This is a genomic window from Hymenobacter sp. IS2118 (assembly GCF_000715495.1).
In the GTDB taxonomy this organism is placed as follows: domain Bacteria; phylum Bacteroidota; class Bacteroidia; order Cytophagales; family Hymenobacteraceae; genus Hymenobacter.
Genome location: NZ_JNLX01000191.1, coordinates 35,059 through 58,020, shown reverse-complemented (window position 1 = coordinate 58,020; position 22,962 = coordinate 35,059). Strand labels below are relative to the sequence as shown.

Genomic DNA, 22,962 nt, shown 5'->3' with positions numbered 1-22,962 from the left:
TCATGCACCTGCGCGCCCTCGAACCCGACGACCTCGAATTTCTCTACGCCCTCGAAAACGACCCGGCTATCTGGGGCGTGTCCGATACGCTGGCTCCCGTTTCGCGGCACGCCCTGCGTGAATACCTCGCGCACGCCACCGCGGATTTCTACGTAGTGCGGCAGCTGCGGCTCGTGATTACTACTGAGATTAGTGGCCCGGCCGTGGGTGTCGTCGACCTGTTCGACCTCGACCCGCTGCACCAGCGGGCCGGCGTTGGCATCACTATTCTGGCTAATGAGCGCGAAAACGGCTACGCCCGGCGGGCGCTGGAATGGTTGAAAAACCACGCCCGAAATGCCCTGCGTCTGCACCAGATTTATGCCACCGTAGGCACCGATAACCTGCCTAGTATGAGGCTTTTTGAAGCGGCTGGTTTTCGGCAGGTGGGCACCCGGAAGGCATGGCTGCGCACCGCTGCCGGCTGGCAGGATGCCGTGGAATGGCAGTGCCTTTTAGGTGATTCAGCTAGTATTTGAAGATATCAGTAGGTTTATATCATGCTGATTACGTGAGGAATTGCCGAGGCTTTAGTAAAGTAAGCTGAGCTATATCCTTTGGCGCGGAGCCTTCGTATAGGGTAGCAAGCGTCCCGGCCGCGTAGGCAGAGCATCCTACGGCGCGGCGCGAAATCCCCCTATTCCTGCTATTCTTGATGTCCCCTTCTTCGACGGTGGATGCACTTGTGCGTGCCTCTGCCACCGCTGCCCGGCCCAGCGATTCTGCCGCCGAAACTTCTACCTCTAATACCCTGCCCGACCTCGTGTGCTTCGCGCATTTGCATTGGGACTTCGTGTGGCAGCGGCCGCAGCATTTGCTGTCGCGCTTCGCGCAGCACGGCCGGGTTTTTTACGTCGAAGATGCTTTCTACCACAACGACGACCTGGTGGAGCCACACGTCGAAATAAAGCCCCGTGACAACGGCGTGAAAGTGGTGGTGGTGCACTTGCCCCACCGCCTGCGGGCCGATGAAGCTGCCGCCGACCAAGCCCAGTTTGAGGTTCTGAGCCGCTATTTTGCGGAACAGAGCGTTACCAACTACCTGTTCTGGTACTACACGCCGATGGCGTTGGGCAAGTCGCGCCAGTTTGCGCCCAAGCTCACCGTGTACGATTGCATGGACGAGTTGGCCGCCTTCAAATTTGCCCCGCCCGAACTCAAAAAGCGCGAGCAGGAGTTGTTTCAGAAAGCCGACCTCGTGTTCACCGGCGGCCACACGCTCTACGAAGCCAAGCGCGAGCAGCACCCCGACGCGCACCCTTTTCCGAGCAGCATCGACAAGGCCCACTTTGGGCAGGCGCGCGGCCCCATGGCCGAGCCCGCCGACCAGGCCACAATCCCGCACCCGCGCATTGGTTTCTTCGGCGTGGTCGATGAGCGGCTCGATATTGAGCTGCTGCGGGAGCTTTCCCAAAACCATTCGGAGTGGCAGTTTGTAATCATCGGGCCGGTGGTGAAAATTGACCCCGCCACCCTGCCGCGCACCACCAACGTGCACTACCTCGGCGGGAAAGATTACAAGGAACTACCAGCCTATTTAAAGGGTTGGGATGTGGCGACGCTGCTGTTCGCTGACAACGAAAGCACCAAGTTTATTTCGCCTACTAAAACGCCCGAATACCTGGCCGCCGGCAACCCCGTGGTGAGCACCCCCATTCGCGACGTGGTGCGCCCGTATGGCGACCTTAAGCTGGTGCACATTGCCGATAACGCCGTCGATTTTGGCCGGGCCATTGAGCAGGCCCTCACCCAGCGCGACGATGCGGACTGGCGTCAGCGCACCGATGATTACCTGGCCACCATCTCTTGGGACCAGACCTGGCAGCAAATGGTAGCCCTGATGCAGGACCGCTTGAGGGCCAAAAAGCCCGATGCTTCTACCACCGCCGCCGGTGCACCCCTGATGCCCACCAAAGTATCGGAGGTTACGCTGCCTCCAATCAGCTGATTTACAGTAATCAGCATAAGGTAACCGGGTATTCAGGCAAACACTGCGAAAGGCCTGCCCGCGTCCAACTTCCGACTTCCGACTATGCACTAGCTGCTCCCCCAAACGCTTTCATCTCTTACTTCTTTCTTTACCCCACGCGCTATGTTTGATTATCTCATTGTTGGGGCCGGTTTTGCCGGCAGCGTGCTGGCCGAGCGGCTGGCCACCCGTAGCAACAAAAAAGTCCTCGTAATTGACAAGCGCAGCCACATTGCCGGCAACGCCTACGACCATTACAACGAGGATGGTATTCTGGTGCACAAGTACGGCCCGCACATCTTTCACACCAACTCGAAGGACGTGTTTGAGTACCTCGGTAACTTCACCGACTGGCGGCCCTACGAGCACCGCGTACTGGCTTCGGTAGATGGCCAGCACGTGCCGATGCCCATCAACCTCGATACTATCAACAAGCTCTACGGCCTGAGCCTGACCAGCTTCGAGGTGGAAGAATTCTTCGCCTCCGTTGCCGAGCCAGTCGACGTTATTCGTACCTCGGAAGACGTAGTAGTGAGCAAAGTAGGCCGCGAGCTTTACAACAAATTCTTCAAGAACTACACCAACAAGCAGTGGGGCCTCGACCCCTCACAACTCGATAAGTCGGTGACCAGCCGCGTGCCCACCCGCACCAATCGCGACGACCGCTACTTCACCGACACCTACCAGGCCATGCCCCTGCACGGCTACACCCGGATGTTTGAGAACATGCTCAACCACCCGAATATCAAGGTGATGCTGAACACGGACTACCACGAAATCATGAATTTCATTCCTTTCAAGGAAATGATTTTCACCGGGCCCGTGGACGAGTATTTCGACTTCCAGTTTGGCAAGCTGCCCTACCGCTCACTCGAGTTTCGGCACGAAACGCTGAATAAGGAGAAGCACCTCGCTGCTCCCGTCGTGAACTACCCCAACGATAACCTCTACACGCGCATCACCGAGTTCAAGGCCCTCACCGGGCAGGAGCACCCCAAAACGGCCCTCGTATATGAGTACCCGCAGGCCGAGGGCGACCCGTATTACCCCATTCCGATGCCCGAAAACGCCGAGCTGTACAACAAGTATAAGAAGCTGGCTGACGAAACGCCGGGCGTACACTTCGTGGGCCGCCTCGCCACCTACAAGTATTACAACATGGACCAGGTAGTGGCGCAGGCCCTGACGCTTTACAAGAGGCTGACGGAAAAGGAAAATGCGTCCAAGCCGGTATTGCCGGTTATTTCGGGCAGCACTGCGCTGGTAGAGAAGCTGATAAGCCGCTCGCCGCAGCAGGAGTAGCTGCGCCGTAAGCTTCAGTTTGCGACGAGCGCAGCGAGTACCGGCGTTCGTACGCTCTGATTGTAGTCGCCACTAAACATACCGACCCTGCGGTGCCAGTTAAAGCTTACCACACCCCAGAGCTCCGCCATTTTGGCGGGGCTTTTTGTTTTGGGACGGTTTTAGCGGAACGCTCCGTAAATTTGAGGTGCGCCACGGCGCTTATTCGCTAAAAGACTACCTAATGTTTGAATTCCTAGGCAAGACCGTCGCCAAGATATTTGGCTCCAAGTCGGAGCGCGATTTAAAGGAAATCGTGCCCTACGTGGCGCTGATTAATGCCGAGTACGCTAAACTGGCCGGCTTGACCGACGACCAGCTGCGCGAGCAGACCAATCTGGTGCGCGCCCGTATTGCCGAGCACCTCGCTGGCCTCGACGGTCAGATTGCCGGCTTGCACCAGCAGATTGATACCCAGCTGCAGCTGGATGTGGCGCAGAAAGAAGTGCTGTTCGAGCAGATTGACGCCCTGGAAAAGCAGCGCAACAAAGACCTCGAAGCCGTGCTGTTGGAGGTGCTGCCGGTGGCCTTCGCCATTGTGAAGGAAACCGCCCGCCGCTACAAGGAAAACGGCCAGCTGGTGGTCACCGCTACCGACTACGACCGCGAATATGCTAGCCGCAAGGGCAATGTCACCATTCAGGGCGACCAGGCAACTTGGGCCAACAAATGGCTCGCCGGCGGCGCTGAAATCACCTGGGACATGGTGCATTACGACGTGCAGCTCATTGGCGGCGTGGTATTGCACCAGGGCAAGATTTCGGAAATGGCCACGGGCGAAGGCAAAACGCTGGTTTCGACCCTGCCCTCGTTCCTAAATGCCTTGTCGAAGCGCGGCGTGCACCTGGTGACGGTGAACGACTACCTGGCCAAGCGCGACTCCGAATGGAACGCGCCGCTGTTCGAGTTTCACGGTATTACGGTAGACTGCATCGACAAGCACCAGCCCAACACGCAGGAGCGCCGCGCCGCCTACCAGGCCGACATTACCTACGGCACCAACAACGAATTTGGCTTCGACTACCTGCGCGACAACATGGCGCGGGACCCCGAGGAGCTGGTGCAGCGTAAGCACCACTTCGCGATGGTGGACGAAGTGGACTCCGTGCTGATTGACGATGCCCGGACGCCGCTCATCATCTCCGGCCCGGTGCCCCGCGGCGACGTGCACGAATTCTACCAGCTCAAGCCGCGCATTCAGCGCATTGTGGACGAGCAGAAAAAAGTGGTGCAAGCCTACCTGGTAGAAGCCCGCAAGCAGATTGCGGCTGGCAAAACCGGCGCCGAGCCCGGCGACAAAAACGGCGAGGGCGGCCTGATGCTGTTCCGCGCCCACCGCGGCCTGCCCAAGAGCAAGCCGCTCATCAAGTACCTCTCGGAGCCTGGCATTCGGGCCGTGCTGCTGGCCACGGAAAGCCATTACCTGGCCGACAACTCGCGCCAGATGCCCAAGGCTGATGAAACGCTGTTCTTCACCATTGACGAGAAGAACAACCAGATTGAGCTGACCGAGAAAGGCATCGACCTGATTACGGCCCAGGGCGAAGACCCGCAGCTGTTCATCATGCCCGATATCGGGATGGCCGTGGCGGATATTGAAAAAAACGCCACGCTTTCGGCCGAAGAGAAGCTCCAGCAAAAGGACAAGCTGATGAGCGACTACAACGAGAAAAGCGAGCGGGTGCACACCGTAAACCAATTGCTGAAAGCCTACACGCTGTTTGAGAAGGACGACCAGTACATCCTGAGCGACGACGGCAAGGTGAAGATTGTGGACGAGCAGACTGGCCGCGTGATGGAAGGCCGCCGCTACTCCGATGGCCTGCACCAGGCCATTGAGGCCAAGGAAAATGTGCGCGTGGAAGACGCCACCCAGACCTACGCCACGGTGACGCTGCAGAACTATTTCCGCATGTACCACAAGCTGTGCGGCATGACTGGTACGGCCGAAACCGAAGCCGGCGAGTTCTGGGAAATCTATAAGCTCGACGTGGTGGTGATTCCCACCAACCGGGTGATTTCGCGCAAAGACTCCGACGACCAGGTGTACAAGACGGTGCGTGAGAAGTACAACGCCGTAGCTCTGGAAATCCAGAAGCTGGTGGAAGCCGGCCGCCCCGTGCTCGTGGGCACCACTTCGGTAGAAATTTCGGAGCTAATGTCGCGCATGCTCAAGCTGCGTGGCATCCAACACCAGGTGCTGAATGCCAAGCAGAACCAGCGCGAGGCTGAGATTGTGGCCGGCGCGGGTTTCCCCGGCACCGTTACCATTGCCACCAACATGGCCGGCCGCGGCACCGACATTAAGCTGCGCGAAACCTCGAAGGCTTCGGGTGGTCTGGCCATCATCGGCACGGAGCGCCACGAAAGCCGCCGCGTCGACCGCCAGCTGCGGGGCCGCGCCGGCCGCCAGGGCGACCCCGGTACCTCGCAGTTTTTCGTGAGTCTGGAGGATAACCTGATGCGCCTGTTCGGCTCGGACCGGATTGCCAAGCTCATGGACCGCATGGGCATGGAAGAGGGCGAAGTGATTCAGCACTCGATGATTACCAACTCCATTGAGCGCGCCCAGAAGAAGGTGGAGGAGAACAACTTCGGCACCCGTAAGCGCCTGTTGGAGTACGACGACGTGATGAATGCCCAGCGCGAAGTGGTGTACAAGCGCCGCCGCAACGCCCTGCACGGCGACCGCATGGAAGTGGACATCCTCAACATGATTTACGACGTGAGCGAGGACATCGCCGGCGGCCACAAAATCACGGGCGACTTCGAGAGTTTCAAGCTAGCCGTCATCAAGGTGTTCGGCTATGATACCTACCTCAAGGCGTCGGATTTGACCAGCCTGCAACTGGCCGCACTCACGCAAAAGCTGTACGAAGAAGCCTTGGGCTACTTCCAGAGCAAGAACGAGCACATTGCTACGAACTCGCTGCCACTGGTGAACGACTTGCTCAGCCAGAATTCGCCCTACGAAAACATTGCCGTGCCCTTCACCGATGGTAAGAAGCAGGTGCAAGCCATTGCCAACCTGAAGCGTGCCCAGGCCACCGGCGGCCACGACATCCTCCGCCAGATGGAAAAAGTGGTGGTGCTGAGCGTGATTGACACGGCCTGGACCCAGCACCTGCGCCAGATGGACGACCTGAAGCAGGTGGTGCAAAACGCAGTGTACGAGCAGAAAGACCCGCTGTTGGTTTACAAGTTCGAGAGCTTCGAGCTGTTCAAACGCATGATTGGTAAGGTGAACGAGGAAACCACCTCCTTCCTCTTTCACGCCGACGTGCCGGTGCAGCAAGACATGGTGGGTACCAACGAGGAGCAGGATTACTACCTCGAAAACGAGGAGCAGCAAACCAACTTCACCGTGGAGCACGAGAACAACCTCGACTCCCTCGGTGCCGGCCCCGAGGATTTTGGTCCCGACTACCAGGCCCCGCAGGCGGCCGAGAAGCAGGTGCCCGTGCGCAGCCAGAAATTGGCCAACCGCAACGACAAAGTGAACGTGCAGTACATGGACGGCTCCGTGAAGCGCGACGTGAAGTACAAGTCCGTAGAGCAGGACGTGGAGAGCGGCCGGGCGGTGTTGGTGGATTAGGTGTTGTCCTCGATAGTAACGGAAGCGTCCCGGCCGGTTGGTCGGGGCGTTTTAACTTTAGGCTGGCAGCTTTGGTTTCTGCCCTGCATTTATGCATCTACCTACGTTTGCTGAGTTTCCCATATGAAATACCGTTTCTATACCCCGCTGCTTGGCTGGCAGTTGGCTATGCTGCTCGTGCTGTTCTGCCGTGGTCCATTTGTATTTGCGCAGGCACCAGCTTGGAAGATGGCCATAACCATGCCCACTGACGGAGGATACTCCGGGTTCTCCGTGGTGAGTGCCTTAGCAACTAGCGACGGGGATGACTTATACTTGACCGGGATGTTTGAGAGCCAAGTTAGTTTTGGCACTATCACCTTGCGCAGTGCAGGTTACAGAGATGTGTTCCTGGCGCGGTGGAATACGGTGACGCAAAAATTTGTGTGGGTACAACAGGTAGGTGGAGCAGGTTACGACCATGCGACTGCAATAGCAGTAGTTGGTAAGAATATTTATATCGCCGGCAGTTTTAGCAATGGGGCACAAGGGTCCGGAATTGCTTTTGGAAGCAACTCCCTTATTAGCGCCGGCGGGACAGATGCTTTCGTCGCTAAGTTCACCGACGCGGGTCCGACTAGTCGCTGTGTATGGGCACAACGGGCCGGTGGTGTGGACAACGACGGTGCGCTGGCCTTGGCTGTACGAGGTTCGGACGTGTACGTAGCGGGTAAGTTTGAGAGCCCCCGGTTTATGGCAGGCACCATTAGTTTGATAAATTCCGGCACACGTTCTAATCCAACGTTAGGTTCAAACGGTTTTGTGACCAAACTTACCGACGATGGCAGTACTGGTCGGTTTGTATGGGCCCAGCCAATTAGTACAACTGAGCAGGCCGAGGCAACCGCACTCGCCGTAAACGGAACTGCTGTATACGTGGCCGGGCGGTTCGATTATGCGGCGGTACAAATCGGGAGCGTCACCATTGCATATCCCAATCAGGGGCAGCTATTCATTGCTAAGCTGAACGATGCCGGTAGCAGCAGCAGCTTTATATGGGCTCAGCAAGCCGGCGATAACTTATACTCTTTTGTTCACGCATTGATAGCGAAGGAAACAATGGTATATGTGGCCGGTAATTATTCCGGTTCCACAGCGCACTTCGGCGCCACTACTTTGCAAAACTCAAGCGGCATCGCTAGTTCCAGGTCCGATGCTTTTGTGGCGCGACTCGACGACGCCGGCAGCACGGCTGCTTTTGCCTGGGCCATGCAGCCCCGAGGCTCAGGCGACGAAACGGCCTACAGCTTGGCAGTGAAGGGCAGTACGCTTTACTTGGCCGGCACTTTTACTAGTGCAAGCCTGGTCTTTGGCAGTACCACTTTGACCAATGTCAGGCCCTTTCTGCAACGAAATTGCTTTGTAGTCAAGCTAACCGATGCCACAACAGGCCCAGATTGGAACTGGGCCCAACAGAGCGAAGGAGGAGATATTCGTTATATCGGCGGACTGGCTATTAACAACGGCGGGTTATATGCTGCCGGCGGGGTATCCGTTCCTACTAATTTTGGCAGCTATTCCCTTAGCGGTCCAGGTTCCTCGCAACCATTTCTGGCCGGACTTGACGACCCGGACCTGGCGAATGTAAATGCGAAGACTATGTTGCACATTTATCCTAATCCAGCCAGTGGCTATGCAAACGTATGGGTGCCCGCTACGGGCGGTGCCACCATGGCCACCGTTACATTACTCGATGCGCTGGGTCAGACGTTGCGCACCCAATCAGCTACGCCCTACGCTCGTACCGTCCTTGACCTGAGTACATTTAGGCCGGGTGTCTACATTGTGTGTGTGCAAGCGGGCAGTACCACAACTACGCAGCGCCTAGTAGTGGTTCGGTAATGAATCAGCTCAGCGCTGGGGTGGGCGATGTTCGTAGTCCTGGCTGTCGGCCAGCCATTCGCGGGCGGCGGCTTCATCGTTGAAGAAGTAAGGGTAAAACTCGTGCTGGGCCTGTTGACGGAGCAGCGTTTCGGTACCAATGCCTTCGATTTCGGCTTGGTGAATCTTCTCGGCCACGCAGGCGATGAACACCGGCGAGCCCAGCACCGACACCACCTGCTGCGTCAGTAACGAGTCCAGCCAATCCAGCAGCACCGGCGAATACGCCCGCTGGGTGCGCATGTCGAGCAGCCAGAACCGGCAGCGGTTGTTTTGCAGGGCGGCGCTCAGCAGCTCTTCCTGCGGGGGGTAAAGGCTGCGGTCGGCAACGTCGCGGAGCCAGCGGCCCACCAGCAGGTTGGGAGAATGCTCGTAGGAGAGGGCAAACACATCCGAGAAAACGTCGTTCATACAAAGCAGCTGAAATAATAAAAACCGGCGCGGCAGGGTCAAACGTAAGCCTTCGCTCGTCGGCAAGTGCTGCAAGGGGCTAAAGGTTCAGGCGGCAGGCGCTGCATCCCTTCGGAGCGAAGCATTCCCCGCTACCTTTGCCCCATGACTCTTGCCGCCCGAATAGACCACACCCTGCTGCGCCCCGACTGCACGGAGGCGGAAATCATTCAGCTTTGCGAAGAAGCCGCTGCCCACGGCTTTGCCACGGTGTGCGTGCCGCCGTGCTACGTGGCGTTGGCCGCCGAAAAGCTGGCCGAATCAGGCGTGGGCATTTGCACCGTTATCGGGTTTCCGTTGGGGTATTCGGCTTCCAGTGTCAAGTTTAAGGAAGCGGAAGTGGCGCTCTACAACGGCGCCACCGAGCTGGACATGGTTATCAATATTTCGGCCCTGAAGTCGGGCAAGACCGAGGCCATTCAGGCCGAAATTCTGAACCTGGCCGACTTGTGCCATGTGCACCAGGCGTTGCTGAAAGTCATTATTGAAACTGCCCTGCTCACCGAGGCCGAAATAGCGCTGGCCTGCCAGCTGTGCGTAGCCGGGGAGGCCGACTTCGTGAAAACCTCCACCGGCTTTGCCAGCCGCGGCGCCTCGGTGGCCGACATGGCGCTGATGCGGCGCGTGCTGCCCGAAACCGTGCGCATCAAAGCCGCCGGGGGCATCCGCACCCGCGCCGCCGCCGAGGTTCTGGTGGCCGCTGGCGCCGACCGCATTGGCTCGTCTTATAGTGTGACCATGATTACCACAACCGATGAAACTACTGCTGCCTAAGATGCTACTGGCCTCCCTGGCGCTGACGTTCGCGGCCTGCGCCAGTACGGCCTCTCAGGCGCCGCGCACCAGCACGGCAGCCGATACCGCCAAAAAGACCACAACCGCCCCGCCCACCATGCCGGCCGAGGACGTAACCAAATACCGTCCCGTATTCGCGGCACCCAAAGCGGCGCCGACCAGCTCCGGCATTGCCGCCAAAGCCGCGCCCGCGCCCACCAACCACGTAAATGTCCAGGTAGAACAGCGCCTGCGCGACCAGGCCTACACCAACCAGAACGTGAAATATGCCCAGGGCTACCGCATTCTGGTGTACCTCGGCATCGAGCGTGACCAGGTGATGGCCATTCGTCGGTCCATCATCGAACGCTACCCCGACGAAACCGATTATATCACGTTCAAATCGCCGGTTTACCGCCTCTATATCGGCGACTACCTCACCAAGCTGGAGGCCGCCCGCGGCTTATCCAAGCTACGAGGCCTTTCGCCCAAGCTGGAGCTGGAAGCAACGCAAGTGCTGCTGAACAAGAACCCCTAATCACGGATTCGTCGGATTAACGGCGGATTTTACGGATTTTGTGGACGATTGTGCTGATATTACGCTACACCATCGTACGGTTGGTAACAGTGGGCATTTCCTGAATCTCGCGACGCTGGTTTCCACTGCCTCCTAACTGACTACAAAATCCGTGAAATCCGACAAATCCCTTAAATCCGTGATAGAAGAATCCATTAAGTCAGTGATACAGGGACTGGCCACCCAGCATGCGGCCGATACCGTGGCGCTGCGTCGCCATCTGCATGCGCACCCCGAGTTGTCGTTTGAAGAAACGAATACGGCGGCTTTTGTGACACGGGAGCTGGAAAAGCTCGGTTTGCAGCCCCAGCCCATTGCCAATACCGGCGTAGTGGCCCTGATTGAAGGTCAGCCCGGCGGCCCCACTATTGCCTTGCGGGCCGATATGGACGCGCTGCCGATTTTGGAAGGCAACGACGTGCCTTACAAATCGACCAATCCCGGCGTGATGCACGCCTGTGGACACGATGTGCACACGGCCTCGCTGCTGGGCGCGGCCCGCATTCTCAACGAGCTGAAGGGGGATTTTAAGGGCAACATCAAGCTCATGTTTCAACCGGGGGAGGAGCGGCTGCCCGGCGGCGCCTCGCTCATGATAAAGGAAGGCGTGCTGGAAAACCCGGCGGTTTCCCGCGTGTTGGGCCAGCACGTGTTCCCGCATTTGCCGGCCGGCAAAATAGGCGTGCGCTCCGGTCGCTACATGGCCAGCACCGACGAGCTTTACCTGACCGTGCGCGGCAAGGGCGGCCACGGCGCCATGCCCGAAATGAACCTCGACCCCGTGCTGGTAGCCGCGCACATCATCGTGGCCGCCCAGCAGATTGTGAGCCGCCGCGCCAATCCCAAGCTGCCCTCGGTGCTGAGCTTTGGGAAGGTTATCGCCAACGGCGCCACCAACGTTATTCCCAGCGAAGTCTACCTCGAAGGCACCTTCCGGACCCTGAATGAGGAGTGGCGCAACGAGGCTCACCAGCACCTGCGTCGCCTCTGCGAGGGCCTGGCCGATAGCATGGGCGCGGTGTGCGAGCTGGAAATTCGCCGGGGCTACCCGTACCTGGAAAACGAGCCCGCCCTCACGGCCCGCGTAAAAGCCGCCGCCGAAGCCTACCTGGGCCCCGAAAACGTGGTGGAGCTGGACCAGTGGATGGCCGCCGAAGACTTTGCCTACTTCTCCCAGGCCGGCCCGGCCTGCTTCTACCGCCTCGGTACCCGCCACGCCGATGGCCGCTTTGCCGCCTCGGTGCACACGCCAACCTTCGACATCGATGAGCAAGCCCTGGCCACCGGTCCGGGCCTCATGGCCTGGCTGGCCATTCAGGAGCTGGCCGGAAAATAGCATTCCTGCGCCCTTGTTACCCTGTTTAAGTAGTTGCTGATAATTGGTTATCAGAAGCTGATTCCGCGTGCAAAAACATCAATTACAGATTATTATATTTTCTGAAAACTGACAACTATTTATAATGAAAGACTGGTGTTTTTTTGTTCGTGGAGGAATTGTGGCCTTGGTCGGTGGCCTGTTGTGTGCTCAGTCGGTTGCTGCGCAGGCGCGCCGCCAGGTTGGTAACCTGCAGGTATGGCCCGAACTGCAAGCCGAGCTGGCGCTGAAAAACGGCGATTATCTGTTTTTGGGAGTTCGTGGCCAACGCGATGTGGAGCGCTCCAGCGCCGAAGGCGACGGCCGCAGCCTGGGCTTCGATGAGCGGCGCTTTACGCTGGGCTACGAACACTTTTGGAACGAGAACTGGAGTGGCGGCGGCACGCTCCGGCTCGAATCGTTGGGTAACGATGAATTGGTTCTGGTGCCCGAAGTTTTGGTTCGGCACCGCGGCAAAGTGGGCCCGCTCACCTTCGGGCAGCGCCTGAGTTTGGAGCGTACCTTCCCCAACAACGCCGGCTACGATGGCGCCCCGGGTCCCGATGGCCAAACGTGGGCCCGCCTGCGGGTTGACCTGGAAAAGCTACTACCCGTGGGCAGCAGCGGCCTAGCCCTGCGCCCCCGCCTGAGCTACGAGGCCGCTACGCGCGTGCGCCTGCTGCGGGCCGATACCGACGCCAAGGAGCGGGGAATCCAGTTCACGAGCCTGCGCGGCGAGGTGGGCTGCCGCCTGAGCGACCGGTTCGACCTGACGCCCTGGTTCGCCTACCAGACCAAGTACTACTTTACCGTGGACCGGCTGGACGCGAATGGAAATGTCACCCTGCCCGGCGGCCCCTTCAATCAGGTGGCGCCCGTGCTAGGGCTCGATGTGCGCTTTACCTTCTTCGGGGGCAAAGAAGCATTTGAGCGCAAACAGCTTCCCACCCAACACTAAGAACTGCGACCCTGACGAGTACTGCCGGATAGTACCGGTCACCGGCAGGCGTCATGTCAAATTGACGGCTTTGGGCTTGGTGGCAGAATCCCAGCATTCCCCTGCCAGCCATTGCACCTTGTGCGCGGCCCTCCGCCACCGAAAAAACGCCCGCTGTAGTGCATTTCAATGCGTTACGGCGGGCATTTCAGCTAAAAAAAGGTTCGCTGAGTGTCTTTTTTGCCGGCTGTTTTGTTACTAAGCAACAAGCGCAAATTGGCCTGTTTTATGTTTAAAGCAACCCGAAGGCACGAAATTGCATCTTTCCAGCGTTGTTGGTAATATTCGTGGTTTACACATGCGGCTTTTACCGTCTCACTATTAGACAGGATGCTTTGTTTATTTAATTAAAACCAACTTTTCCCCTTACCCATGCAAGCAAAACAAATGATGCTCGGCCTGTTCGGTTCCGCCATTCTGGGCGGCGGCGTGGCCGTGGGAGGGTACAAGCTGCTGGAGCCGGCCCCCGTGGCGCCCCAGGCTGTAGCTGCTGACCCCCAAGTGCGCTACACTTCCGAGATGCGCAGTAGTACCTACGCCGTGCCCGAAGGCCTGAACTTTGTGGCCGCCGCCGCCGCCGTAACCCCGGCCGTAGTGCACGTAATGACCGAATACGCCGCACCGGCCGTAGACCAGCGCCAAGCGCAGATGGACCCCTTCCTGCGCCAGTTCTTTGGTGACCAGCTCGAACAATTCAACGGGCAGCAGGGCCGCCCCCGTGGCGGTGGCCAGGGTTCGGGCTCGGGCGTGATTATTGCCGCCAACGGCTACATCGTTACCAATAACCACGTCATCGACAAAGCCTCGAAAATTGAGGTGGTGCTAGACGATAAGCGTAAGTTTGAGGCCGAGCTGGTGGGGGCCGACCCCAACACCGACCTGGCCGTGCTGAAGGTGAAAGCCGACAACCTGCCTTTCGTGAAGTACGGCAACTCCGACGACGTGCGGGTGGGCGAGTGGGTGCTGGCCGTGGGCAACCCATTCAACCTGAACTCGACGGTGACGGCTGGTATTATTTCGGCTAAGGGCCGAAACATCGACATTTTGCGCCGCAAGGACAATATGGGCATCGAGTCCTTTATCCAGACCGATGCGGTGGTGAACCCCGGTAACTCCGGCGGCGCCCTTGTGAACCTCAACGGCGATTTGGTCGGCATCAACTCGGCTATTGCCTCGCATACCGGTTCTTTCGAGGGCTACGCTTTCGCCATTCCCAGCTCGCTGGCCAGCAAAGTGGTCGACGACCTGCTGAAGTACAAAGTGGTGCAGCGCGCCTTGCTGGGCGTGAATATTCAGGAAGTAGATGCCCGGCTGGCTGCGGAAAAAAAGCTGAACACCCTGAGCGGTGTGTACGTGCAGGGCACTAGCGCAAACAGCGCCGCCGCCGCTGCGGGCCTGAAAACGGGCGACGTGATTACTCAAATCAACAGCGTGCCAGTGAACACTTCTTCGCAGTTGCAGGAGCAAGTGGCCCGTTTCCGCCCTGGCGACAAGATTAAGGTGAATTTCCAGCGCGGTAGTCAAGCCAACGAGGTAACCGCCGTGCTACGTAACGCTACCGGCACTACCGGCGTGGTGCGTGAGGAATCCGTTTCGGCGGCGGTGAAATACGAAGGCGCGACGCTGACCCCCGTACCAGCCCGCGAACAGGCCAAGCTGGGCCTGGAGGGCGGCGCGAAAATCAGCGGCATTCAGGGCAGCAACTTTCGTGAGACGGGCATGGGTGATGGATTCATCATTACCCGCATCGATAAAAACCAAGTGACCAAGCCGGCTGATGTGAAAAAGTACCTTGATGAGGCCCGTAATAAATCGGGTGCGCTGGTGGAAGGCGTGTACCCCGACGGTCGCAAAGCCTATTACCCCATCGGGCAGGAATAGTCTTTTTGACTGATGAGATTCTAAAACCCCTGCCGGTTCCGGTAGGGGTTTTTTTGTGCAATGCTTTGCCGCTTGGGGTAGCACCAGGGCGTTGGCTTGGTGGATAAGAAGTGTTTTTTGATAAGAAAAGGCTGGCCGGCTATTCGCGGAAAAACCTTTCGTATGGAAATGGTACGCATCTGGGAAGGGCTAATGGAGGATAGGAGGTGCCTGAACATCCGGTTTGGTTGGCCCGTATATTCCCCAGACTAATTTATTTGCCGTGTCAGAGCCGATATTTTCAAGTTCCGCTTTTTCGCTTGTGTACCGCGCCGATTTGGGTATTCTCATTGGTCGCTGGCTGCACTCCCTGCCGCCGCCCGAGTTGCAAGGCACCTATCAGGCCATGCTGGCGGCTGCTCAGGCCCACGGCAACTGCCGCTTCTGGCTTCTGGACCTGCGCCGCCGACCTTTGGCCGGCCCAGACCTGAACGAGTGGTTTCGCGAGCAATTCTCACCCCAGCTCGCAGCGTTGCTAGACGGACCCTTATTTACGGCATACCTGGCCGGCCCGCACCAGCGGATAGCAGCCGAGAGCGCCGAAATGGAGCTCCACTTACGCCATGCCGCGACGCTGGATTCCTATCCGTTATTTTACGACGACGAATCGGAGGCTGTGGCCTGGCTTATTGAGCAGCAGGAGCGCGCTGGTGTACGGGCCTTCAAGCCAACCGTGCGAGCATAGACGCCGGAGCCGAAGACAGTTGCTGAAAAAACAGGTTTTGGGCAAGAAACAAGGCTTTTTAGAGGGAAAAACGGCGAAAATGAGGGTGAACAGAGTGATGCCGTGCCGGTAGCGCAGAAAGCCCGTGAGCAAGGACTAGGGGCATGGGCCGGGCCGGATTATGCGCCATGAGGTGCTAGGAAGTGAGGGGCGGTAGCATCGGCTTACCTTTGCACCCATTCACCCACCCAATTTTCCATCCCTTCCCCCATGAAGCAAGCCCTCGAAGAAGCGACTTCGGCTGCCGACGTAACCGTTCCCCAGCCGCACCCCGACCCCCACGGTATTCAGGACGTGCTGCGCCAGCTGGGCATTACCGCCGAAAATGCCGCTTACAGCACCGGTCGCGTCTGGGGTGGCAGCGCCAACGCCCACCGCCACACTGTGCTGGCGCCCGCCGACGGCCGCCCCATGGCCAGCGTAGCTTTTGCCACCGTCGACGACTACAATACCGTGGTGGAAACCGCTCAGGAAGCCTTCAAGTCGTGGCGCCTCGTGCCTGCCCCCAAGCGGGGCGAAATCGTGCGTCAGATTGGCAACAAGCTGCGCGAATACAAGGAGCCGCTTGGCAAGCTGGTGAGCGCCGAAATGGGCAAAATCCTGCAGGAAGGGCTGGGCGAAGTGCAGGAGATGATTGACATCTGCGACTTCGCGGTGGGCCTTTCGCGCCAGCTGCACGGCCTCACCATGCACTCGGAGCGCCCCGCCCACCGCATGTACGAGCAGTACCAGCCGCTGGGTCTGGTGGGTATTATCTCGGCCTTCAACTTTCCGGTGGCCGTATGGAGCTGGAATGCCATGCTGGCTGCCGTGTGCGGCGACGTCAGCATCTGGAAGCCGTCTGAGAAAACCCCGCTCACGGCCGTGGCCGTGCAGCACATCATCCGCGAGGTTTTGGCCGAAAACGATATTCCCGAGGGTGTCTTCAGCATCATCATCGGCGGGGCCGAGATTGGTGCGGCCATGGCGGCTGATAAGCGCGTGCCCTTGGTTTCGGCTACTGGCAGTACCCGCATGGGCCGCAAAGTAGGCGAGGTAGTGGGCGCCCGCCTGGGCCGCGCCCTGTTGGAGCTGGGCGGCAACAACGCCATCATCGTCACCAAAAACGCGGACCTGAATATTGCCATCCGCGCCATCGTATTCGGGGCTGTGGGCACGGCTGGGCAGCGCTGCACCAGCACGCGCCGCGTCATTATCGAAGACAGCATTTTTGAGGAGGTAAAAAGCCGCTTGCTGGCCATTTACCCCAAGCTGCCCATCGGCCATCCCCTGCAGGAAGGCACGCTGGTCGGGCCGCTCATCGACGGTGATGCCGTGAAGATGTTCGAGGAAGCCTTGGGGAAGGTGCAGGCTGAAGGCGGCACCCTGCTCACGGGCGGCCAGGTGCTGAGCGGTGGCGAACTGCAAGGCGGCCACTACGTGCAGCCCGCCCTGGTGGAAGTTGAAAACCACTACCATACGGTGCAGGAAGAAACGTTTGCCCCGATTCTTTACCTCATCAAGTACAGCGGCAACGTGGAAAATGCCATCGAACTGCAGAATGATGTGCGTCAAGGGCTATCGAGTAGCATCTTCACCCTGAACATGCGCGAAGCCGAAGCCTTCCTGGCCGCCAATGGTTCCGATTGTGGCATCGCCAACGTTAACATTGGCACGAGCGGGGCCGAAATCGGTGGCGCGTTCGGCGGCGAAAAGGAAACCGGCGGTGGCCGCGAGTCCGGCTCCGACGCCTGGAAAGTGTACATGCGCCGCCAGACCAATACGATTAACTACAGCACGGAATTGCCGCTGGCCCAGGGGATTAAGTTTGACGTGTAATGCACTATATAATGTAATTTCAAAAAAGCCGTTCAGTCTTTAGAACGGCTTTTTTTTAAATTTATAGTTTGAGTAAATGCGCTGAAAATCAGTGCGCTTGGCAATAGTGTTGAGTGGATACCATCATTCTTGAGCGGATGTCGTCTTATTATGGACCGTCACATACAAAGAATGTCACATTTTATTCCAGCTGCCATAGACACTATGGAGTTACAATGCAACAAATAAGCACACCACAGCACAAATTTGAATTTAACCTAGAAGCACTACGGGGTTTGGCAGCCTTAATTGTGGTCATCAGACACGTTTTGCTAATGTCTCCTGTGCTTATGACGGGGTACGAAATTTCTGGTGCTTGGAAATATGTTCCTCCAGGGCACTTAAGCGTTCTGGTATTTTTTATGTTATCCGGTTACGTTATTGGTTTAACCAACAAGACACCGATAAATTCATGGAAAAGCTGTAAAGACTATCTTAAGCGCAGGTTTATAAGACTCTATCCAATATATCTGCTGAGTATACTGCTGACATTGGGTATTTCGTTTTCGTTGCTTGGTAAAGTGTATAGTTTGCCTACAATTATACAGCATCTTACTTTTTCGCAAGTGACGTTGGGAAAGGTTATGAATGAGAATAATCCGCTCTGGTCGTTGAACTATGAGGTGATTTATTATTTACTATTTATTTTAATTTCGCGTTTTTCAATTAAACCCATAGTCGCTATCTTTTTTGCAACAGCGGTAGCTACTCTGACGGCAGTCATGCCTCAATGGTTTGACCCAATGCTAGCCTCTTATAGTTACGGATTAATATTCTGGCTGAGCGGGTTTTGGCTAGCACAATTGTATACAACTAATACGTTTAATCCAATTACAAGATTTTCCCAGCTCATTTCCTTTATATTCTTGTTTCTTAGTTTTGAGCAAATGAACTATATGCAGCGCATGTTCCAAAAACTCAGGTTGGATGTGTCGCCAAAGCAAGTAGATAATTTCCACCAGCAGATTGTGGATTTTTCAGATTTATCTTACTTGTTATTTTGCTTAGCAGGGATTATGTTATTTACTGATAAAAAATTCAAAATTTATAATGGATTAAAATACGTAATTTATACTATGCCGCTTGTTTACTTAGCTGTTCGAATAGGTAAGGGAGACTTACTTATTTTGATAGAAAGCAAAGGCGTGGGTTTCGTAGCCCTCTTCTATATTATCAGTTTATTTTTCCTGTTGAAAGCTACTGCGTTCAACAACCTCTGTCAGAAGGCTATAGAATTTATTATCCCGTTAGGTAGCATTTCATACGGTATTTATGTGGTTCACTATCCAATAATATTTATGATTGGGTCAGTCAGTATTTTTAGCCACAGCTTCACCGACTTTACTATCCGCATAATAATCTATCTAGTTCTTACCCTGCTTTTAGGCTTCTTTTTAGAGAAAAAAGTACAGCCATTATTTCGAAGCCTGAAGGGTGGCTAGAATACTTTCAACGACTTCAATTTGCAATGGACTAATAAAAAAACGTGTTAAGGAAGCCGTTTAAGGTGTATGCGGCGGCGTGATTTTACGCAATAGCAGGACCGTAAAAGCTGACAGGGCCGTCCAGTTTTGCAGGCGGGTTTTGCAGCGTATGAGTAACGCCTTAAACCCATCAATTTGGATGCTGGACAAGTTGAGGGTACGCCGATGTAGGTACAAATTACTGCGCCACAATCGCCCCCATGCCCAGGTGTGAGAGTGGTCGTAAACGCCCTGCCAGTTCAGCGGTTCGCCCTTTAACAGGTTCTTGACGGGCAGCCAGTGCCACTGACAGCCGGTTTTACGAAGTAGCAGATGGCCCCCACAACCTCGGCTGGGTCAACGACACGGCTACACTTGCGGGTAGGCAGATTAGGGCAGTGTCTAGCGGGTGATTATAATTTTTGCTCACCTTCTATGGGGGAAGGACAGGAGATGGTTCACACTTCAACTTTCCCGCTTTTATGGGAGTTTTTCCCATTTTCCCAATCGCTGGCTACTTCCTAAACAGCTTCACAGATTATTCAGCCATTTTTATATCACCGTGGCCCTTGGTGTAAAGAGTAGTGCCATTATACATCACATAATAAAGTCGATAACGCCGCCCTTTTTGAAAATTGCTGCCGAATAAATTCAGGGTAAACGACTCCAATGGATAAATTGAATTTGAAAAAGTGTTTTCTGTGAGAACATTGTAGTCTTTGTCAACAATGACCAACTTACAGGTGGTAACAACCGGTGTTCGGTAGAAAATGATAGCTTTGGAACGTACCGGATTGGGATAAAAACCTGCACCATACAAGGAGCCTTTGGAAGCATCTTTTACGTTCACGGGAATCGATTTGAATAGGTTTTGTTCAGCTTGATTCCAGTTTCCATCCGATTTCCAATCAGTAGGGTCTTGAGGGCCTGCAGGCAGATTGTTACCGTCACGGTAAGATATGCCCTCGCCCTCCCCAAAATCAATCGTTGGGCTGGAATCAGACTTGCTACAGGATAGCATTGCGGGTAGTAGCAGCAAATAAGGCAGACGTCGTAACATCGAATTTGGGAAGGTTGGGGAAAATAATTGTTCAAAGGTAGCTGCGCGCTAAATTTACGGGTAGTGCAAACGTGGAGTCTGCTGGGTGCAACCCCAACGCCTGCGCCACAGTCCTTCATTTGCTTAAGCCTCTCAAATCACCTCTCTGCATGCAAGCCGCCGTTGCCTACGTTGACATCAATGCGCCCTTGGTGGAGCGCTGCCGCCTGAACGACCGTCAGGCTCAAGCCGAGATTTACCGGCGCTATGCCAAGGCCATGTTCAACGCGGCCCTGCGTATTACGGGTGACTACGCGGAGGCCGAGGATGTGCTTCAGGAATCGTTTCTGAGTGCGTTTCGGGAATTGAGCAGCTACAAGGGCGACTCTGCGTTTGGTGCCTGGCTCAAGCGGATTGTCGTTAATAAAAGCATCAATTGCCTGCGGCAGCGGCGGCTGGCGCTGGTGCCGCTGGGCGAGCAGCACCACGAAGAGCCCGCCGAACCCGCCGGATTCTCGCACGAAGACGCGGCCGACACGAATTATCGGGCCGATGTGTTGCGGCGCTGTATTCAGGAGCTGCCCGATGGCTACCGCGTGGTGCTGAGTTTGTACCTGCTCGAAGGTTACGACCACCTCGAAATTGCCAATATCATGGGTATTTCCGAGTCCACTTCCAAATCGCAATACAGCCGGGCCCGCGTTCGGTTGCGGGAACTTGCCGCCCAGCGTGGGTTGAGTTAATTATCTATCGGTTTATATAATCTGGCTATTTCTTAACTACTCTTCATCCTTTTTCGTCCGGCCGCGGTTCTTATATGCCCCGCGGCAGTCTTCAATTTGGAAGAACCGTGCGTCCGCTTCTCATTCATGGATTTCAATAAGAATAATACATTAGAAAATTTCGCCGAGCGGCACCGGGCCGATTTCGACAGCCACGAGCCGCGCCCCGACCTCTGGGCCGCGCTCGAGCAGCAACTGGCCGGGCCCGCTGCCAGGCCCGAAGTGCCGCTGATGCGTTTGGCAGCCGCACCGCTCCCCAGCGGAGATGCTTCGGTGCCAGCCGTAGTGCGTGGCAACTGGTTGCAGCGCTATGGGGTGGCAGCTTCGCTGGTGCTGCTTGTCGTAGCGGCAGGGGCCAGCGAAGCCTGGAAATCAAGCCAAAATACCGTTGACGTTGCCGTAGCAACCGCTCCGGCACAAGCGGATAGTCGCTCCTATGCTCCCGACGAAGCCTTGTACCAAGGCATCAACCCAATGGCCATGACGGCGGCCGACCGTAGTGCCGGCGCCGATAGCCAGCTGGTGCGGGCGGTGCGCGGCATGGAAGCCTACTACACCACCCAGCTGGCCAGCCGCCAGGAAGAGCTGCACCAGCTCAATGGTCCTGGTATGGCCGCCATGACGGCCGACTGGAAACGGGAGTTGGTGTCGCTCGATTCCAGCTACCGGCAGCTCAAAACGGAGCTTTTGCACCACCCGCAGCCCGATGCCGTGCTCACGGCCATGAACCGCAACCTGCAGGTCCGCCTCGATATTCTGGACCAGCAGCTGAACCTGGGCACCGCCACGCCCGAAGACCGAACCGCCGGCTCTTACGTGCTGGCCGATAGCCGGCAGGGCCAATGAAAACGCTGGTGTCCTGTGCTGTTTGGCGGCTAATGGGAGTGGCCGTGCTACTGCTGGCCGGGCTGGTGCGCTCCCAGCCTGCCGTGGCGCTGCCCGATGGGAGAGGGGCCAGAGCAGCCATCCGGTCCATCGATATTGAGCTGTTTATTCCTGAGGAAGCCACTTGCCGCGCACCGCAGAATATTCAGCCCGACCCGCAGCAGCAGCCAGATGCCGGCGTGCTGCAGGTAGAGCAGCGCCGGCGCCTGAGCCGCAGCTTCGTGGTGCCCAAAACCGGGCGGGCATTTTCGCTCAACACGCGGTACGGGCGGGTGCAAATCAATCCCTGGAACAAGCATGAAATAAAAGTTGAAGCCGAACTGGTGGCCCGCTCTGAAACCGAGGCGGGCGCGCGCCAGGTTCTGGATGCTCTGGGCGTGCAGTACCTGGAATACGACGCCAGAACCGGCGGCGTGACCGTGAGCACCCAGTTTGGGGCCTTGCTGCGCGGCCGGGCGGGCGGCTGCCGCTACGAGGTGAACTACACCGTGTGGCTGCCCCGTACCACGGCCCTGAGCGTGTACAATAATTTTGGCGAAGTGAACATTGCCAGCACTTTGAGCGGCCCCACCGAGCTGGCCGTGGAGTACGGCGCCCTGCGCACCGGCCGCCTCGAAGGGCCGCAAAACCTCGTGCGCATTGCCAACGGCAGCTGCAGCATTGCCTACGCGGGCCAGGCCAGCATCGACGCCAGCTATGCCCGCCTGCGTCTGGACGAAGGCATTGACATTGGCCTGCGGAACAACAACTCTGATATCGACATCGGTACGGTGCAGGACCTGACCATTCACAGCAAGTACGGCGACGTGGCCCTGGGCACCGTGCGCAACCTGCGGGGCTCGTCGGGCTACACCCGCTTCACGGTCGACAAGCTCGACCAGGAGCTGGACATGGCCCTGCGGTACTGCCCCGATTTTGTGGTGCGGGACATGGGGCCCAACTTCCGCCAAATAAACCTGGACGGCGGTTTTAGCACTATCCGGCTGGGTTTTGCCGAAGCCCCGAGCTTCCGTTTCGATGTGAGTACGGAGGAAGGACAATTGCTGGTGGACCGGAAAATGGTTCGAGTGCTGTCGCAGGAAAATGGCCCGCGGACCAGCGACGTGCTGGGTACGTTTGGCGGTGCGCTGCCCGCTGCCAACGCTGCCAACGTCAACATCAAGGTGCGCTACGGCACGGTGCGGTTCAGCAAGTAGTAGCTGTTGGCAATGGCAGCCGCATTTTTAGGATGGTTTCGACCTGACCAGTCCCGTGCGACAGTAGACCGCTTACCTTG

Annotated in this window: 18 protein-coding genes; 16 read left to right on the top strand and 2 right to left on the bottom strand. The window is 57.0% G+C overall.

Features of this window, described 5'->3' with window-relative positions; genetic code table 11:
* Positions 1 to 2 precede the first annotated feature (2 nt).
* The 5 genes from GM79_RS21165 (at position 3) to GM79_RS21145 (ending at position 8,825) form a co-directional block, all read left to right on the top strand.
* Positions 3 to 518, top strand: coding sequence for a GNAT family N-acetyltransferase (locus GM79_RS21165; RefSeq protein ID WP_035567813.1), 516 nt, complete (start codon positions 3 to 5; stop codon positions 516 to 518).
* Between the two features lie 176 nt (positions 519 to 694).
* Positions 695 to 1,987, top strand: coding sequence for a glycosyltransferase family 1 protein (locus GM79_RS21160; RefSeq protein ID WP_152560127.1), 1,293 nt, complete (start codon positions 695 to 697; stop codon positions 1,985 to 1,987).
* Between the two features lie 144 nt (positions 1,988 to 2,131).
* Entirely contained in the window at positions 2,132 to 3,310 is a 1,179-nt protein-coding gene (gene glf, locus GM79_RS21155) for a UDP-galactopyranose mutase (RefSeq protein ID WP_035567811.1), read from the top strand.
* Positions 3,311 to 3,533: 223 nt separating this feature from the next.
* On the top strand, positions 3,534 to 6,944 hold the full coding sequence (gene secA, locus GM79_RS21150) for a preprotein translocase subunit SecA (protein ID WP_035567947.1): 3,411 nt from the start codon (positions 3,534 to 3,536) through the stop codon (positions 6,942 to 6,944).
* Positions 6,945 to 7,067: 123 nt separating this feature from the next.
* On the top strand, positions 7,068 to 8,825 hold the full coding sequence (locus GM79_RS21145; RefSeq protein ID WP_035567808.1) for a T9SS type A sorting domain-containing protein: 1,758 nt from the start codon (positions 7,068 to 7,070) through the stop codon (positions 8,823 to 8,825).
* 9 nt (positions 8,826 to 8,834) lie between these two features.
* On the opposite strand, the gene GM79_RS21140 is transcribed toward GM79_RS21145, so the two are convergent.
* Positions 8,835 to 9,275 carry a hypothetical protein gene (locus tag GM79_RS21140; RefSeq protein WP_035567792.1) on the bottom strand — a complete coding sequence of 147 codons (441 nt, stop codon included), beginning with the start codon at positions 9,273 to 9,275 and terminating at the stop codon, positions 8,835 to 8,837.
* A gap of 144 nt (positions 9,276 to 9,419) precedes the next feature.
* On the opposite strand from GM79_RS21140, the gene deoC reads away from it, so the two are divergent.
* The 8 genes from deoC to GM79_RS21100 all read left to right on the top strand — a co-directional run bounded on the left by deoC (position 9,420) and on the right by GM79_RS21100 (position 18,959).
* Positions 9,420 to 10,088 (top strand): deoxyribose-phosphate aldolase, encoded by a 669-nt coding sequence (gene deoC, locus GM79_RS21135; RefSeq protein WP_035567790.1) that lies wholly within the window; start codon positions 9,420 to 9,422, stop codon positions 10,086 to 10,088.
* The gene (locus GM79_RS23440) at positions 10,069 to 10,626 is read left to right on the top strand and encodes a hypothetical protein (RefSeq protein ID WP_152560126.1); all 558 of its coding nucleotides are present in this window, start codon (positions 10,069 to 10,071) and stop codon (positions 10,624 to 10,626) included. Before deoC ends, GM79_RS23440 begins: the two co-directional genes overlap by 20 nt.
* Positions 10,627 to 10,777: 151 nt before the next feature.
* Positions 10,778 to 12,001, top strand: coding sequence for a M20 family metallopeptidase (locus GM79_RS21125; RefSeq protein WP_235184133.1), 1,224 nt, complete (start codon positions 10,778 to 10,780; stop codon positions 11,999 to 12,001).
* A gap of 124 nt (positions 12,002 to 12,125) precedes the next feature.
* Complete coding sequence (locus tag GM79_RS21120) at positions 12,126 to 12,977, top strand: hypothetical protein (RefSeq protein ID WP_035567787.1); 852 nt, start codon at positions 12,126 to 12,128, stop codon at positions 12,975 to 12,977.
* A 411-nt stretch (positions 12,978 to 13,388) separates the two neighbouring features.
* Positions 13,389 to 14,897, top strand: a complete 1,509-nt coding sequence (locus tag GM79_RS21115) for a S1C family serine protease (protein ID WP_035567784.1) — start codon at positions 13,389 to 13,391, stop codon at positions 14,895 to 14,897.
* A 301-nt stretch (positions 14,898 to 15,198) separates the two neighbouring features.
* Positions 15,199 to 15,621 (top strand): hypothetical protein, encoded by a 423-nt coding sequence (locus tag GM79_RS21110; RefSeq protein ID WP_035567782.1) that lies wholly within the window; start codon positions 15,199 to 15,201, stop codon positions 15,619 to 15,621.
* Between the two features lie 249 nt (positions 15,622 to 15,870).
* The gene (locus GM79_RS21105; protein WP_081867925.1) at positions 15,871 to 17,478 is read left to right on the top strand and encodes an aldehyde dehydrogenase family protein; all 1,608 of its coding nucleotides are present in this window, start codon (positions 15,871 to 15,873) and stop codon (positions 17,476 to 17,478) included.
* A gap of 137 nt (positions 17,479 to 17,615) precedes the next feature.
* Entirely contained in the window at positions 17,616 to 18,959 is a 1,344-nt protein-coding gene (locus GM79_RS21100; protein ID WP_081867924.1) for an acyltransferase family protein, read from the top strand.
* 559 nt (positions 18,960 to 19,518) lie between these two features.
* Here the strand turns inward: GM79_RS21100 and GM79_RS25155 are convergent.
* The gene (locus GM79_RS25155; RefSeq protein WP_152560124.1) at positions 19,519 to 20,040 is read right to left on the bottom strand and encodes a hypothetical protein; all 522 of its coding nucleotides are present in this window, start codon (positions 20,038 to 20,040) and stop codon (positions 19,519 to 19,521) included.
* A 149-nt stretch (positions 20,041 to 20,189) separates the two neighbouring features.
* Here GM79_RS25155 and GM79_RS21095 point away from each other — a divergent pair, with 149 nt between their 5' ends.
* The 3 genes from GM79_RS21095 to GM79_RS21085 all read left to right on the top strand — a co-directional run bounded on the left by GM79_RS21095 (position 20,190) and on the right by GM79_RS21085 (position 22,882).
* Entirely contained in the window at positions 20,190 to 20,762 is a 573-nt protein-coding gene (locus tag GM79_RS21095) for an RNA polymerase sigma factor (protein ID WP_035567779.1), read from the top strand.
* A gap of 126 nt (positions 20,763 to 20,888) precedes the next feature.
* Positions 20,889 to 21,647, top strand: a complete 759-nt coding sequence (locus GM79_RS21090; protein WP_035567777.1) for a hypothetical protein — start codon at positions 20,889 to 20,891, stop codon at positions 21,645 to 21,647.
* Entirely contained in the window at positions 21,644 to 22,882 is a 1,239-nt protein-coding gene (locus GM79_RS21085; protein ID WP_152560123.1) for a hypothetical protein, read from the top strand. The genes GM79_RS21090 and GM79_RS21085 overlap by 4 nt, the downstream gene beginning before the upstream one ends.
* Positions 22,883 to 22,962 lie beyond the last annotated feature (80 nt).

Coding starts and splice junctions, on each gene's coding strand:
- GM79_RS21165 (WP_035567813.1), top strand. CDS start 3: ATGCACCTGCGCGCCCTCGAACCCGACGACCTCGAATTTCTCTACGCC.
- GM79_RS21160 (WP_152560127.1), top strand. CDS start 695: ATGTCCCCTTCTTCGACGGTGGATGCACTTGTGCGTGCCTCTGCCACC.
- glf (WP_035567811.1), top strand. CDS start 2,132: ATGTTTGATTATCTCATTGTTGGGGCCGGTTTTGCCGGCAGCGTGCTG.
- secA (WP_035567947.1), top strand. CDS start 3,534: ATGTTTGAATTCCTAGGCAAGACCGTCGCCAAGATATTTGGCTCCAAG.
- GM79_RS21145 (WP_035567808.1), top strand. CDS start 7,068: ATGAAATACCGTTTCTATACCCCGCTGCTTGGCTGGCAGTTGGCTATG.
- GM79_RS21140 (WP_035567792.1), bottom strand. CDS start 9,275: ATGAACGACGTTTTCTCGGATGTGTTTGCCCTCTCCTACGAGCATTCT.
- deoC (WP_035567790.1), top strand. CDS start 9,420: ATGACTCTTGCCGCCCGAATAGACCACACCCTGCTGCGCCCCGACTGC.
- GM79_RS23440 (WP_152560126.1), top strand. CDS start 10,069: ATGAAACTACTGCTGCCTAAGATGCTACTGGCCTCCCTGGCGCTGACG.
- GM79_RS21120 (WP_035567787.1), top strand. CDS start 12,126: ATGAAAGACTGGTGTTTTTTTGTTCGTGGAGGAATTGTGGCCTTGGTC.
- GM79_RS21115 (WP_035567784.1), top strand. CDS start 13,389: ATGCAAGCAAAACAAATGATGCTCGGCCTGTTCGGTTCCGCCATTCTG.
- GM79_RS21105 (WP_081867925.1), top strand. CDS start 15,871: ATGAAGCAAGCCCTCGAAGAAGCGACTTCGGCTGCCGACGTAACCGTT.
- GM79_RS21100 (WP_081867924.1), top strand. CDS start 17,616: ATGTCGTCTTATTATGGACCGTCACATACAAAGAATGTCACATTTTAT.
- GM79_RS25155 (WP_152560124.1), bottom strand. CDS start 20,040: ATGTTACGACGTCTGCCTTATTTGCTGCTACTACCCGCAATGCTATCC.
- GM79_RS21095 (WP_035567779.1), top strand. CDS start 20,190: ATGCAAGCCGCCGTTGCCTACGTTGACATCAATGCGCCCTTGGTGGAG.
- GM79_RS21090 (WP_035567777.1), top strand. CDS start 20,889: ATGGATTTCAATAAGAATAATACATTAGAAAATTTCGCCGAGCGGCAC.
- GM79_RS21085 (WP_152560123.1), top strand. CDS start 21,644: ATGAAAACGCTGGTGTCCTGTGCTGTTTGGCGGCTAATGGGAGTGGCC.